A 13,430-nucleotide genomic window follows, 5' to 3' on the forward strand; every position below is an offset into this window, starting at 1 on the left:
ACACCCCATTGACACTCCCCTACGCCTCCCCAATCATCAAGACATCCGATGATTGAGGAGCCGCCATGAGTACGTATCCAAGACGTCATGTCCTCGGTGTCACGGCGGGTGTCGCTGCCTCGGCCGCCCTTTCCTTCGCCTCCGCGACCGACGCCCAAGCTGCTCAGGAGGTCGAGCAGCAAAGCGGGACTTGGGCAGCCGTGCCCGCTCCTGTCCCCGTCCCGCTCGACAGCCTCTACGACAACGACGGCATCGACACCGCCTCCGCGCGAGGCGGCGACTTCGACGGCTCCGGCTACACGTTCCCTGGCGAGGAACTCCCGGCGGGCCAGGTGGCGGTGGACGGCGTTCCCTTCGTCTTCCCGTCCTCGGCAGCCGGTGCCAAGAACAACGTCGTGGCGCTTGGTCAGCGCATCGAGCTGCCCAAGGGGCGCTACATGGCGGCCTACTTCCTCACCTCGGGGAGTTACGGCAACGCCTCGGGCAAGGCGACCGTGCACTACGCGGACGGTTCGACCACGACCGCCGGCCTCACGGGAGCCGACTGGTACGCGGCAGGCGGCTCGCTGTCGACGCCGTTCCGCTACGGCCCGGACGGCGCGAAGGACGAGCACAGCGTCGGCATCGGTACATCGGAGCTGTGGGTCGATCCGCAGCGCGAGGCGATCGCCATCACCTTGCCGGTCACCCACGCCCCCGAGCCGAACCAGACCGCGTTGCACGTGTTCGCGCTCTCCCTCCAGCCGGTCGCCCAGGGACGCGCGCTCGTCCTGCGCGACGCCCACTCCACGAACTCGCTCCTGACGTCCACCGGCGCCCAGAGCGTCGAGGCCACCGTCGTGAACGCGGGCACCACCGCCGTGTTGGCCGGCGACCATGTGTCGGTGCAGGTGGACGTGCCGGGTGCCCGGACCGTGGAGCCCGCCGCCGTCCGCCGCCTCGACCCCGGCGAGCAGGCTCGCGTCCGCATCGGTATCCGCAACCGCACGGGGACGGCACCGGGCACGTCCCAGGACGGCGTGGTGACGGTCACCGGCCGTGGCGCCACGGCCGCCACGCAACGCAGCCGACTGTCCCTCGGCGTCGCCGACTACCAGCCGACCGATACCTCCCTCTCCGGTCACCAGGCGCCGTACTGGTTCCACCGCGCCAAGTTCGGCATCTTCATCCACTGGGGCGTGTACTCGGTGCCCTCCTGGGCGCCGGTCGGAAAGCAGTACGCCGAGTGGTACTGGGACCAGATGCAGGACCCTGCGAACGACACCTACGCCTACCACCGGCGGACGTACGGCGAGAACTTCGCGTACGACGACTTCATCCCGATGTTCACGGCGAAGAAGTTCGACCCCCGCGCCTGGGTCGAACTGTTCCGGGACGCCGGTGCCCAGTACCACGTGCTGACCTCCAAGCACCACGAGGGATTCGCCCTTTGGGACACCAAGGTCTCCGACCGCAACGCCGTGAAGATGGGCCCGAAGCGGGACCTGGTCAAGGAGCTGTTCGAGGCGTCCCGGCGCTACACGCCCGAACTCCACCGCGGCCTCTACTTCTCGATGCCCGAGTGGTTCAACCCGGACAACCCCTGGATGGGCCACGCCCCGCGCAACCCGTACACGCTCGAAGCGTTGCCCTACACCGGATACACGTCGGGCAAGGACTTCGTGAAGGACTATCAGGCTCCGCAGATGCTGGAGCTGATCCACGGGTACGACCCGGAGCTGATCTGGTGCGACATCGGGGGCGCGAACGACAGCGTGCACGTGCTCGCCGAGTACTTCAACCACGCCAAGAACCGGGCCCGTCCCATCGACGTCACCGTCAACAACCGGTCAGGGATCGCCTTCCACGACTTCACGACTCCCGAGTACACGACGTACGACAACACCGTGATCGCCAAATGGGAGTCCAGCCGCGGCCTGGACCCCTTCAGCTACGGCTACAACCAGGCCACCCCCGACGGTTCCTACATGACGACGGAACAAGTCGTGCAGAGCCTGGTGGACATCGTCTCCAAGAACGGCAACTTCCTGCTCGACATCGGCCCACGCGCCGACGGCACCATCCCGGAGATCATGCAGACGCGACTGCGGGAGACGGGTCAGTGGCTGCGGACGAACGGCGAGGCCGTCTACGACACGACGTACTGGTCGAAGATGGCGGAACTGGGTGAGGACATCCGCTTCACCGTGCGCCCGAACCAGGCCTTCTACATCCACTCGCTGGCACAGCCGGGCTCACGGCTCACCATCGAGGCGCCGGTGCCGATCCGCAGCGGGGACAGGGTGATGATGCTCGGCCACGACCGGCCGCTGAACTGGACCGTCAGCAAGGGAGCGTTGGTGATCGACGTCCCAGCGGCAGCCCGCAAGGCGGGACAGCACGTGTGGGTCTTCAAAGTGAAGTGGAGTTCCTGACCGACGACGCCGCAGCGACAGCCATCACTTCACCTTGCGTGGTGTTCGACGCGGGCTCCGTGGGGATTCCCGTCCTGTGCAGTCCAACGCCCAGCGAACGGAGCCGACATGGAGTACCCGGACCTTTCCGCACTGCCCGCAGAGTTGCAGGATGAGGTGACCGCTCGCGGTTCGCTCAACGTCTTCCGGATGATGATGCACTCCCCCGCGCTGGCACCCGGTGTGCTGGCGCTGGGGGACGCGATCCTCCGGCGGAACTCGCTGCCGGATCCCTTGCGCGAACTCGCCATCGTCCGGGTCGGCCATGCCTACCGGGCGGCGTACGAGATCCACCATCACGAGAACATCGCCCGTCTCGTCGGACTCGGTGAGGAGGCGATCGCCGCCGCCGCGACCGGTTCCCCCGAGGGCCTGTCCGCGGCCGAGGCAGCCGTCCTCACCGCCACCGACCGCCTGCTCGACCGGCATTCCCTCGACGACGCCGAACAGAAGGAGCTGCTGGCGTTCCTGACGGTGAACCAGCTCGCCGACCTCGTCATCACCGTCGGCTTCTACCAACTGATCTGCGACTTCCTCAACACCTTCGAGGTGACGACCGCAGGCGAGGCCCCACCGCCCTACGGCGACGTACCGGCCGCTGGGAGCGACGAGGGCCGGTGAAGCGGGCGTCGCGTTCTCGGGTGCGTGACCGGTAGCTGCGGTTGCCCGCTGTCCAGCCGCTGGGTGCACGAGTCGTCGGAGTCGGAGTCGCCCACTCCTGGCAGCTCATCGGAAGCGGAGTGCCCGGCGAGCTCCGTGATCTCCTGCCGGTGACTTCGGCAGGTACGTGGCGACGCGGGCACGCCGTCCCGTGGCCCTCCGTGCGGCAGGTCGCGCGGAAGGCCACGGTACGAGCGTCACCGCCCCTGGAGGCCCTGGCCGGCGCAGGTCGACGTGCCCCCTGGGCGGGCTGTCACGGTGCCATCTCGTACGCCCCGGACAGCGCCTCCACACGCTGCCAGACGCGGCCCGACCGCGCTTCGTCGACGACGGGACGCCGGACGGCAGCCAGTGCCCAGCGCTGCTGATCCTCCGTGGCGGAGTCCTTGCCGTGCAGTTCGACGGCGAAGGCGGAGAAGTCACGCACGAGGACGGAGAACAGCTCGTCGAGCACATCCTCGTCGAGGTCCGTCAGACGGGCCTGCTCCAGGATCAGCTGAGCGTGCACCACCAGCGCGAACAACTGGCCGACGGCGAGAAGGAGATCGAGGTCGCGGCTCTGCTCCTCGTCGGGGGCCGCCGTGGCGACGAACTCGCACAGGGCGTCGGCCTGTTCCCGGAAGCGGGCGACGTTCGGCACGCCGGCGTACGCGTCGTAGGCGGGGCGCCAGTCGTGGAAGCGCACGGAGCCGAGGCCGCGGGCCGGTCCCTGCTCGAAGAGGAACGTGTCGTCAGCCGCGTCGAGGCGGGTCGGCACGGCCGCGAACTCGACCGGGTGCAGGAGGTGGTTGCGCATGAACTTGAGGATCAGCGCGAGGTTGACGTGCACCGTGCCCTCGAGCTTGGGCAGCCCCCGGATCTCGACGGCGGCCTGTGCGAAGTAGGTGTCCTTCTCGAAGCCCTTGGCGGCGATCACGTCCCACATGAGATCGATGACCTTCTCGCCCTCCGTGGTCACCTTCATCTTCGTCATCGGATTGAACAGCAGATAGCGGCGGTCGTCCGCAGAGGCGGAGCGGAAGTAGTCGACGGCGCGGTCGCTGAACAGCTTCATGCCGACGAGGCGGACGTACGCGTCGGTCAACTCCCGGCGCACGTGCGGGAAGGCGGTGACGGGGCGGCCGTACAGGATGCGCTGATGCGCGTGCGTCACCGCCTCGTACATCGCGTGCTCGCAGATGCCGATCGTCGCGGTACAGAGGTTGAACTTGCCGACGTTGACGGTGTTGAGAGCGGCGTCGAAGGCGGCGCGGCCGGTGTGCAGGACGTCGTCCGCGCCCACGGGATAGTCCTCGAGGCGGAACTCGCTGACGTACTTGGAGGAGTCGACGACGTTCTTCACGAGGTGATACGCCGGGTGGCGGCTGTCGGCGGCGAAGAAGACGTAGCCGTCCGGGCCCTCGATGTCGGCGCGTCGGCCGAAGACCGAGACGAGCCCGGCCGCGTTGCCGTTGCCGATGTAGTACTTGGAACCCGTCGCCCGGAAGCCGCCGTCGGCGTCCGGTGTCAGCAGCATGTCGGTGGAGTAGATGTCGGCGCCGTGGGTCTTCTCGGAGAGTCCGAAGGCGAACACCTCGCCCTGGGACAGGAGTTGCGCCGCACGGGTGCGGGCAGCGGCGTTGTCGCTCTGCCACACCGGCCCGAGACCGAGGATGGTCACCTGCCATGCGTACCAGTAGTCGAGGCCGTAGAACCCGAAGATCTCGTTGAGGGCCGCAATCCGGGCCGTGTCCCAGCGCTGGTCCTCGCGTCCGCCGGCGGACGCGGGGGTGAGGAAGGTGGCGAACAGCCCTTCCTTGGCTGCGAACGCGAGAAAGTCGGCCAGCCAGGCGCGGGAACGGTAGTCCTCGATGAGCCTGCGCTTGCCGCGGTCCTCGAACCAGTCGACGGTGGTGCGCAGCAACCTGCGGGTCTCGGGGTCGAAGTGCGCGGGGTCGTACGTCCGCGGGTTGAAGAGGAGGGGGTCGGCCATGGAGGTCCGCCTTCCGAGGGTTGAGGGTGAAGTGGGCGGGCTGGGGACAGGACTGAAGGGCGCGCGGTGCGCGGGCGGCGTTGGGCGGCGGTTCAGGCGTACGGCTGTGCCGTACTGAGCCGCCGAAGGGTGGCGAGCACGTCGTCGAGCCAGGCGATGGTCATCCGCTCGTACGCGATGCCGCCGCGCAGCACGACGTGCTGCAGCTCCTGAGCGGCGTCGAGCGGGGCGGGGGCCGCGGGCCCGGTGAAGTCGCGTTGCTCCCCTGCGAGATAGTGCGCGAGCCGGTCGCTGTGCACCTGACGGTGGCGTTCGACCTCACGGATCAGCACGGACGGGTCGTCGAAGGCCGCACCCCGGATCTTCACGGCGAGGTCGTGCCGCATGCTCTCGGGCTGGATCGATTCGTGCAGCCACTGAGAGAGGGCGGCGCGGCCAGGGCCTACGACGGAGTACTCCTTCTTGTCCGGCCGGTTCTGCTGCGGCATCTCACGGACGGCGAGCAGGCCATCGCTCTCCATGCGCCTGAGAACGCGGTAGATCTGCTGGTGGGTGGCGGTCCAGAAGTATCCGATGGACCGTTCGAACCGCCGGGCCAGTTCATAGCCGGAGCCCGGCTTCTCCAGCAGGGAGACGAGGATCGCGTGCTCAAGCGCCATGCCGCGATCTTTCTATGCAACTCGTTGCATAGCCAAGGGGCGCCGCCCAGGTGAGACGGGGCTCACTGCCCCTTGCTCCTCCGAGTCGCCGGTGAACTCGTGCTCGCCGACCGGCCACGATCGTCTGACCCGGCTGCCGAAAGCGGGTGGGCCTCGAAGCATTCCCTTTCCCCGCCGGCCGCAGGGCTGAAGCAGGCTTGCACCGGCGTTCCGGGGCTGACCACGCTCATGAGGGTGTGGACGTAGGTCTCCGCCTGCTTGCGGGTGGTGACCTGGGCGCTGTGGAGGGAACCGGGCCGGGCTCCCACTCGCATCTCGACGCGGTCCTTCACGCCCGCGCCCCACATGCGGACCCAACTCGTCCCGCATTCCTGGCTGTAGCGGATCTGGACCCAGGCACCGGTGGTGGTCTCGTGTTCGGCCAGGGTCAGCGGCTCGGCACCGCATCGCGTCGCGATCGGGCTGGGGCTACACGGGCGCCATCGACGGTCAGCTGGGCACCAACAGCTGGAAGGCCTTCCAGCGCTGCCTCGCGACGTACTGGGGCTACACGGGTGCCATCGACGGGGACCCGGGCCCCAACACCATCAAGGCGCTGCAGCGTCTGCTGAAGGACGACTACGGCTACACGGGCGAGATCGACGGCATCGCCGGTCCGGGCACCCGGGCGGCGTTCAAGCGCTTCGCCGCCTGAGCCGTACGACCGGTACGACCCGCCCGACCGGGCTGATCGTCGGGTGAACGCCCGCGGCCCGTCCTTGCCCGGCAAGGACGGGCCGCGGAGTGCGTTCCCGCTCACCGGTCCACACCCGCTCCGAACGCCTGGAACAGCGGCGCGCAAGACGCGGTTCTCCGGCGTTCGTCCGTCCCTGCCACGCCCCACGCCCCTCCTCAGAAGGAGAACTCGCCGCCATGGGAAGACTCGCATTCGTCGTTCGTGCCGAAGACAGAAACCCACCGCACAGGACCGCGCACCGCACCGCACCGGGCGGGGCTGGCGGATCCGCGTCGGGACCTTCGCCGCCACCGCGGCGATGGTCTCGGCCGGCATCGCGCTCGGCGCCGGCCCGGCGTCCGCCGCTCCGGCCCCGGTCAGACTGACGTCCGCGTCCTGCCCCAGCGAGATAGTGCAGGGCCAGGCGAGCGGCTGTGTGACGGAGTTGCAGAACCTGCTCAACGCGCACGGCGCCGGTCTGGCGGTGGACGGTCAGTTCGGGTCGGCCACGCTCTACGCGGTCCGTGAGTACCAGGCCGCCACAGCGATCGCGGTGGACGGGCGGGTGGGCCCCGCGACCAAGAGCAAGCTGTACGCGACCGGCGGCTCGGCCCCCGCCCCCGTCAATCTCAACTCCTCCTCGTGCCCCGCGAACATCGTCCAGGGCGCCAAGGGCGGATGCGTCACCGAACTCCGGCGGCTGCTCATCCACCACGGCTACACGGTCGACGTGGAAGGCGACTTCGGCGCCGGGACCGCGAGTGCCGTCCGCAGCTTCCAGTCCGCCCACGGTCTTACGGCCGAAGGCCAGGTCGGCCCAAACACCAAGGCCGCCCTGTACTCGAACATCGGCGGTGGCGGCGGCAACGGCGCGCCCGCGCCGATCAACCTGAACTCCGCCTCCTGCCCCAACGAGGTCGTGCAGGGCAGCGCAGCGGCTGCGTCACCGAGTTGCAGAGCCTGCTCAACCACCACGGTGCCGATCTCGCCGTCGACGGCGACTTCGGCGCGCTCACCGACAGCGCCGTCCGGGACTTCCAGGCCGAGAAGGGCCTGTCGGTCGACGGCCATGTGGGGCCGAACACGAAGGCCGCCCTGTACGGCGCGGTCACCCCGCCGTCGTCGCCCCCGTCCGGCGGCGGTTACGCCAAGATCCTCGACGTGGCGGCGGCCGAGGCCGGCACGGTCGACGGCAGCGCCCGCGCGAACAGTTACGGCTCGGCCGTGGGTCTTTCGCTGTCCACCAGCAACTACGCCTGGTGCGCGACCTTCGTGAGCTGGGTGGCCAAGCAGACCGGGGCCACCTCCTACCGCAACACCTACGTCTCGGGCTGGGTCAAGCAGGCGCGGGCCGGCAACTACCACCTCTCCGTGACCACCAGTCCCCAGCCGGGCGACATCGTGGCCTTCGACTGGGACGGCGGAAGTGACTTCACCGGCGGCCACGAGCACATCGGCTTCGTGCGGACGGTGTCCGGGTCGTCCTTCACCACCGTCGAGGGCAACACGAGCAACCCCAAGGGCGGTAGCGATGGCGTCTACGTCAAGTCCCATGCCATGAACAGCGGTTACGACGTGGTCTTCATCCGCGGCCGCTGAGCCGAACGGCCGGGGTCCAAGGCAGGCCGGGCCGTAGGGCGGCCTTCCCAGGGCTCCGGCACCGGCGGCTGCTTCGGCGGGCGCGGGGGCGCGGACCGCGCCGCAATGCTCAGTGGGTGTTCAGCGCTCCGCAGTGGGTGTCAGCACTCCGCGCGCCGGGCCAGCAGGACCGAGTCCTCGGCCTCGACCGGCCCGTTGTCCCGTTTGAGCGTGCGAGTGCGCTGCTCCACGACGACGGGCTCGAAGTCGTCCGGGAGGCCAGGGAGGAGTTCCGCGGCCAGGAACATCGCCTTGCGGTGGCTCTCGGCGAGGTGAGTGAACTCGTGGGACGGCGCGTGCCCGACGACGAGCAGCAACCCGCCAGGGGCGACGGCTGCGGCGAGGCGGCGGGTCACGTCGACCATGCCGCCGTCCGGGGCGTGCAGATAGTGGCTGGTGACCAGGTCGTACGAGCGGTCGCCGGCATCGAAGGTCCTGGCGTCCACCTGCCACCAATCGACACGGTCGGCCACGCCGGCCTGCTCGGTGTGGCGGGCGGCACGGGCCAGGCCCTCGGCCGAGAAGTCGGCGCCGGTGACACGCCAGCCCTGCCCGGCCAGCCAGACCACGTCGCCTCCCTCGCCGCAACCGACGTCCAGCGCCGTGCCAGGGGTGAGCTCACCAGCGGTGACGACCAGCTGCGGATTTGGCTCGCCGCTCCAGAACCGCTCCTGTCCCGCGTACCGCTCGTCCCAAGCCGCCGGCTCGAACATCTCGGTGGCCGCCTGCTCGTCGTGCTCGCCGCTTCGGCCGTGCTCGTGGTGTCCTGACACCGGATGCCTCCTGCTGCTCGTGGTTCTGTCCCGGGCCGCCCCACTGGGCGCGTTGTCGATGGTGCTCGGACCGGCGCCGGTCCGCACGCGAAGTTGCCGGACCGGCAAACAACAGGGGTGGTCGTGAGGCCGGAGCCGGGTCAGAGAAGTGGGGCCTCGAATCCGGCGCGCCCTGCCGGCGGCGCCTGGCGGTGCAACAACGGACACTGCGGAAGATCCCGCGCCAGTCAGATGCCGCTCCCCCGCTGCGCAGCGACATGACTCCTCTGCACCGGCCGGCTACACCATGACAGGAAGCGCTGCGAGCCCGCGAACGAGACGAGTGCGCCGCCAGTCCAGCCGATCGGACGGTGCGGCGAGCCGGATGCCGGGGAACCGAGTCAGTACCGCTCGCAGGGCGATCTCCGCCTCGGCCTTGGCCAGGGGCGCACCGATACAGCGGTGGATGCCGTGGCCGAAGCCGAGATGCGCAGCGGCGTCCCGGTCCAGGTCGAGCAGGTCCGGCGACGGGAAGCGCACGGGGTCGCGGTTGGCCGCGCCAAGAACGACCAGCACCGGGATCCCGGGCGGAATGTCGACACCGCCGAGCGTGACCGCCTCCGTGGTGAACCGGAAGGTGGCTGTGGTGACGGGGGAATCGAACCGGAGCAACTCGTCCAGCACGTCCGGCACGTCGTCCGGATTCTCCCGGAGGCGCGCCAACTGTGCAGGGTGCTGCAGCAGTGCCAGGGCGGCGTTTCCGAGGAAGTTGGTGGTGGTCTCGTGGCCGGCCACGAGCAACAGCACCGCCAGGGAGACCAGTTCCTCCTCGCTCAGACGCTCCGCCCCGTCGCGAGCCGAGATGAGCCGGTCGAGGAGAGAGTCACCGGGGTCCCGGCGTTTCGCGGCGACGAGGCGCGTCATGTAGTCGGCCATGGAATGCGAGGCGGCGTCGATGACGTCGGGTCTGCCTGCCGCGAACAGCTCTCCGGACCAGCGCTGGACGTCCGGCCGATCCTTCAGCGGGACTCCGAGCAGCTCACAGATCACGATGACCGGCAGCGGCACCGCCAGCGCGGTCACGAAGTCGAACCGCTCGCCGGCCGGCCATCGGTCCAGCAGTTCCTCGGTGACCCGCGCGATGAACGGACGCAGCTGCGCGACGGCCCCGGCCGTGAACGCCTTGGTCACCAGCTTGCGCAGCCGGGTGTGCCGAGGCGGGTCGCTGGCCAGCATGGTGTGCGCCACCGCGGGGTGCAGACGACGCCGTGACTCCTTGCCCGCGAAGAAGGCTGCCGTGTCCTTGGAGAGCCGAGGGTCGCAAAGGGCCTCCCTGGCTTCCGCGTAGCCGGTGACCAGGTAGCTGGGGCGCCCGTCCGACTCCGTGAGCATGGGCTGCACAGGGCACTTGGACCGCATGGCCGCAAAGGTGGGGTACGGGTCCTGGAGGAAGCGGGGGTCCTGAGTCGGGTCAGTCATGCTTTCAGACTCCAACGGGGGCTGGCTCAGCGTCGTCGGCGACACACCCAACACGAGGCGCGCTTGCGTCAGTTGCCTGGAGGAGCGACTGCTTGCGTGTGCCCATGGAGGTCATCGCGAAGACGGCCACCACCGGACGGCAAGGCGCCCTCGCGGGACAAGGTGAGGCGCCGATCTGCGCGGCGAGGCCCCGGACCTGAGGGCGGCGCTGAAGGAGTCGGCGACTGCCGGGACCAGCGACTGCCGACGACGTCGCGTTGATCAGGCCCCTGTCGTCCGCCTCGGTCTGCGGCCGGGTGAGAACCCCCGCCCGCCGAAGCTGACACCGAGGTGCCGCAGCACGTGCGAGCCGTCACAGCGCGGAACGCGGCAGCCCCGTGACAGTGCTCCTCAAAGCGCGCGCCTAGACCACGTAGTTCGGTGAACCTCCGCGGATCACATCATCACGCAACTAATGGTTGCGCGTCCTCTAGCGAGTCGGCTACATTGATGTGCAACCAAACGTTGCAGAAGGCGGGCGATCATGGAATTCGGAACGGTCGAGCGGGAGATCCACATCGACGCCTCACCCGAGGTCGTCTTCGACGTGGTGAGCAGTCCCGAGCACCTGCGTGAGTGGTGGCCGAACGAGGCGGAGTTTCCGGCGGTGCCCGGGGGGACGGGACGGATCGGCTTCGGGGACTGCTCGCAGGGCGGCACCTGGGTGCAGTTCACGGTCGTCGACGCCGTGCCGCCGCGGCTCTTCTCCTTCCGGTGGACACACGAGGAGGGGCAGTCGGCCGCCCCCGGCAACTCGAACCTGGTCGTCTTCGAGCTCGAGCCCGCCGGGACAGGGACGCTCCTGCGGATGACCGAGAGCGGCTTCCGCGAGCGCGGCTGGGACGAGGCGAAGGTTGCCGCCAAGTACGCCGAGCACGTCACCGGCTGGGACTTCTACCTGCCGCGGCTGCCGGGGTATGCCGCGACGGTCGGAGCCGGCGGTCGAGCGTGATGGTGGACGACGCCCTCTGGTCGGCGGTCGGCGACCCGACCCGGCGCCGGATGCTCGACCTGTTGCTGAGCGAAGGCAGCGGGACGGCGACCAGCCTGAGCGAGCGACTGCCGGTGACCCGTCAGGCGGTGGCGAAACACCTCCTCGTCCTCGACCGGGTGGGCCTGGTGCACGCCACCACCACCGGGCGCGAGAAGCAGTTCCGTGTCGATCAGGCCCAGCTCGCTCGTGCCGTCGCCCAACTCGCCGACGTCGGCGCTGCCTGGGACTCCCGTCTGCAGCGCATCAAGCGCATCGCCGAGACGATCCAGCGCGGCAAGGACACGGACGACGAGACCGACAAGAAGCAGTAGAGAGGAACACGGAGATGGCAGACATCCTTCACCGCATCGGCATCGAGCAGTCCTCGCCGCAGCAGGTGTACGACGCGCTGACCACCCTGGACGGCTTGTCCGGCTGGTGGACCGAGAAGACGTTCGGAAAGACCGACCTCGGCGGCGTGATCGAGTTCCGGTTCGGGCCGGGCGGGTTCGACATGAGGGTCGTCGAGCTCGATCCGGGCCGGCTCGTCCGCTGGGACGTCGTGGACGGACCTCAGGAATGGATCGGCACCAGTGTGCAGTGGGACCTCCGACAGGACGGCGACTACACGATCGTCCTGTTCAAGCACGAGGGCTGGCGTGAGCCGGTCGAGTTCATGCACCACTGCAGCACCAAGTGGGCCACCTTTCTGCTGAGTCTCAAGCAGCTCCTCGAGACCGGGGAAGGTGCCCCCGATCCGCGCGATGTGAAGATCAGCGACTGGCACTGACGCGGCGACGCCCGAGGAGAACCGCTGTCCCACGGCAAGACCGTCACGTCCGTTGACGGTGGCACCAGGTTGTCCTCGGCTGCTAGCGACAACCAATCGACACAGGTGGATTTGGGTGCCAGAGCAACCATCACGCCCCGGGTCGCCCTCGACTGGGAAGCCGCCTACTGCCAGAGTCCCACGATCCAGCTCTCGCAAGACGGCACCAGCTGGAAAGGCGCCAAGACCGTGACGGCCGACGACGGCGCCGTCGACACCCTGGACCTCTCGGGACAAGCCCGTTACGTGCGTTGCAGCGGCTCAGCAGGGCAACGTCCTGGGGCTGCTCGCTGGTGGACGGTCGGGCAGATCCGCGCCCACCTTCCCGCCACTGTCGCGAGCCTGGAGGAACACGAGACCGTGGCAGGCGAGGACCCGGCGCCCGAGCCGCGGGCGGAGCGGCTCGACCGGCTGCCTCCGGTACCTCACGTCCTACGCCCGTCAGGCCCGACAGTGCGGAACCAATCTCCTGCGATGGCACCGCCGGCGCCTCAACCCGACCACTGAAGCGATCTACGGTGTGGGGTCTTCAAGGAGTTGGGGGCCGTTGTTGCGGACGTTGTTGACCGCTGTGGAGACGGGCCGCGCATCCAGGTGACCGCCGGCGGGCTGGGTCAGCAGCGCGCGCAGTTCGTCGGGGTCCTGGTGGTGGGGGTCGAGCCACGCGTCGTAATGGTCCGGGGTGAGCGCCAGTGGCATGCGTGGGTGTACGTGGCCGGCGGCGTCGGTGGCCCCGGTGGTGATGATGGTGCAGGTCATCAGCCAGGCGGACGGGTCGTCGTCCTGCCTGACCGCCGGATCGCGCCAGTACTCGTACAGCCCGGCGAGTGCCATGACCTGCTCGTTCTCGGGGTGGATGAAGTACGGCTGCTTGCGGACCTTTCCCGTGTCCGGATCCTTGACCTGTTGCCACTCGTAGAAGCCGTCGGCCGGCAGCAGGCAGCGGTGCCTGGCGAACGCGCGGCGGTAGGCGGGCTTCTCGTGCACTGTCTCCACCCGTGCGTTGATCATCCGGGCTCCGACCTTCACGTCCTTCGCCCAGGACGGAACCAAGCCCCAGCGCATCGGCCGCAGTTGCCTGCCCTCCGGCGCGGCATCGTCATGTCCGCGCGCGGTGCGCTCGAGGACGGCCCACACTTCGTCGGTCGGGGCGACGTTCCAGTTCGGCGCGAGCGCCTCCTCGGGACGCCAGTCGGTGACCCGGAAGAGCTGGACCAGATCCTCGGGACTGCGGGTGGAGACGTATCGGCCGCACATAGAG

Annotated in this window: 13 protein-coding genes and 2 pseudogenes; 9 read left to right on the top strand and 6 right to left on the bottom strand. The window is 69.1% G+C overall.

The window, feature by feature from the left end; all coding sequences use genetic code 11:
• Positions 1-65 precede the first annotated feature (65 nt).
• Both ABZT02_RS11510 and ABZT02_RS11515 read left to right on the top strand, forming a co-directional pair.
• A complete protein-coding gene (locus ABZT02_RS11510) occupies positions 66-2,414 on the top strand; it encodes an alpha-L-fucosidase (protein ID WP_356016592.1) in 2,349 nt (782 codons plus the stop codon).
• Positions 2,415-2,522: 108 nt separating this feature from the next.
• The gene (locus ABZT02_RS11515) at positions 2,523-3,074 is read left to right on the top strand and encodes a carboxymuconolactone decarboxylase family protein (RefSeq protein ID WP_356016594.1); all 552 of its coding nucleotides are present in this window, start codon (positions 2,523-2,525) and stop codon (positions 3,072-3,074) included.
• A 292-nt stretch (positions 3,075-3,366) separates the two neighbouring features.
• Here the strand turns inward: ABZT02_RS11515 and ABZT02_RS11520 are convergent, their stop codons facing one another.
• The 3 genes from ABZT02_RS11520 to ABZT02_RS11530 all read right to left on the bottom strand — a co-directional run bounded on the left by ABZT02_RS11520 (position 3,367) and on the right by ABZT02_RS11530 (position 6,202).
• A complete protein-coding gene (locus tag ABZT02_RS11520; RefSeq protein WP_356016596.1) occupies positions 3,367-5,085 on the bottom strand; it encodes an acyl-CoA dehydrogenase family protein in 1,719 nt (572 codons plus the stop codon).
• 92 nt (positions 5,086-5,177) lie between these two features.
• A complete protein-coding gene (locus tag ABZT02_RS11525) occupies positions 5,178-5,744 on the bottom strand; it encodes a PadR family transcriptional regulator (RefSeq protein WP_356016598.1) in 567 nt (188 codons plus the stop codon).
• Between the two features lie 62 nt (positions 5,745-5,806).
• Entirely contained in the window at positions 5,807-6,202 is a 396-nt protein-coding gene (locus tag ABZT02_RS11530; protein ID WP_356017111.1) for a DUF2690 domain-containing protein, read from the bottom strand.
• Between the two features lie 5 nt (positions 6,203-6,207).
• Between ABZT02_RS11530 and ABZT02_RS11535 the strand changes: the two are divergent.
• The 3 genes and pseudogenes from ABZT02_RS11535 to ABZT02_RS11545 all read left to right on the top strand — a co-directional run.
• A pseudogene (locus tag ABZT02_RS11535) lies at positions 6,208-6,438 on the top strand (peptidoglycan-binding domain-containing protein); the annotation flags it as partial.
• Positions 6,439-6,778: 340 nt separating this feature from the next.
• Positions 6,779-7,237: pseudogene (locus ABZT02_RS11540) on the top strand (peptidoglycan-binding protein); the annotation flags it as partial.
• Between the two features lie 173 nt (positions 7,238-7,410).
• Positions 7,411-8,058 (top strand): CHAP domain-containing protein, encoded by a 648-nt coding sequence (locus ABZT02_RS11545; protein ID WP_356016600.1) that lies wholly within the window; start codon positions 7,411-7,413, stop codon positions 8,056-8,058.
• Positions 8,059-8,198: 140 nt separating this feature from the next.
• Here ABZT02_RS11545 and ABZT02_RS11550 read toward each other — a convergent pair whose 3' ends face one another.
• Both ABZT02_RS11550 and ABZT02_RS11555 read right to left on the bottom strand, forming a co-directional pair.
• Positions 8,199-8,870 (bottom strand): methyltransferase domain-containing protein, encoded by a 672-nt coding sequence (locus ABZT02_RS11550; protein WP_356016602.1) that lies wholly within the window; start codon positions 8,868-8,870, stop codon positions 8,199-8,201.
• Positions 8,871-9,149: 279 nt separating this feature from the next.
• Positions 9,150-10,328, bottom strand: a complete 1,179-nt coding sequence (locus ABZT02_RS11555; protein WP_356016603.1) for a cytochrome P450 — start codon at positions 10,326-10,328, stop codon at positions 9,150-9,152.
• 523 nt (positions 10,329-10,851) lie between these two features.
• On the opposite strand from ABZT02_RS11555, the gene ABZT02_RS11560 reads away from it, so the two are divergent.
• From ABZT02_RS11560 to ABZT02_RS11575, 4 genes are all read left to right on the top strand, one after another.
• The gene (locus ABZT02_RS11560; protein WP_356016604.1) at positions 10,852-11,319 is read left to right on the top strand and encodes an SRPBCC domain-containing protein; all 468 of its coding nucleotides are present in this window, start codon (positions 10,852-10,854) and stop codon (positions 11,317-11,319) included.
• Positions 11,319-11,672 carry a winged helix-turn-helix domain-containing protein gene (locus ABZT02_RS11565; RefSeq protein WP_356016606.1) on the top strand — a complete coding sequence of 118 codons (354 nt, stop codon included), beginning with the start codon at positions 11,319-11,321 and terminating at the stop codon, positions 11,670-11,672. The genes ABZT02_RS11560 and ABZT02_RS11565 overlap by 1 nt, the downstream gene beginning before the upstream one ends.
• A 14-nt stretch (positions 11,673-11,686) precedes the next feature.
• Positions 11,687-12,130 (top strand): SRPBCC domain-containing protein, encoded by a 444-nt coding sequence (locus ABZT02_RS11570; protein WP_356016608.1) that lies wholly within the window; start codon positions 11,687-11,689, stop codon positions 12,128-12,130.
• A 105-nt stretch (positions 12,131-12,235) separates the two neighbouring features.
• Positions 12,236-12,676, top strand: a complete 441-nt coding sequence (locus tag ABZT02_RS11575) for a discoidin domain-containing protein (RefSeq protein WP_356016609.1) — start codon at positions 12,236-12,238, stop codon at positions 12,674-12,676.
• Between the two features lie 6 nt (positions 12,677-12,682).
• Here ABZT02_RS11575 and ABZT02_RS11580 read toward each other — a convergent pair whose 3' ends face one another.
• Positions 12,683-13,426 (bottom strand): SOS response-associated peptidase, encoded by a 744-nt coding sequence (locus ABZT02_RS11580; RefSeq protein ID WP_356016610.1) that lies wholly within the window; start codon positions 13,424-13,426, stop codon positions 12,683-12,685.
• Between the last annotated feature and the right edge of the window lie 4 nt (positions 13,427-13,430).

The organism is Streptomyces sp. NPDC005402 (assembly GCF_040606575.1).
Taxonomy (GTDB): Bacteria; Actinomycetota; Actinomycetes; order Streptomycetales; family Streptomycetaceae; genus Streptomyces.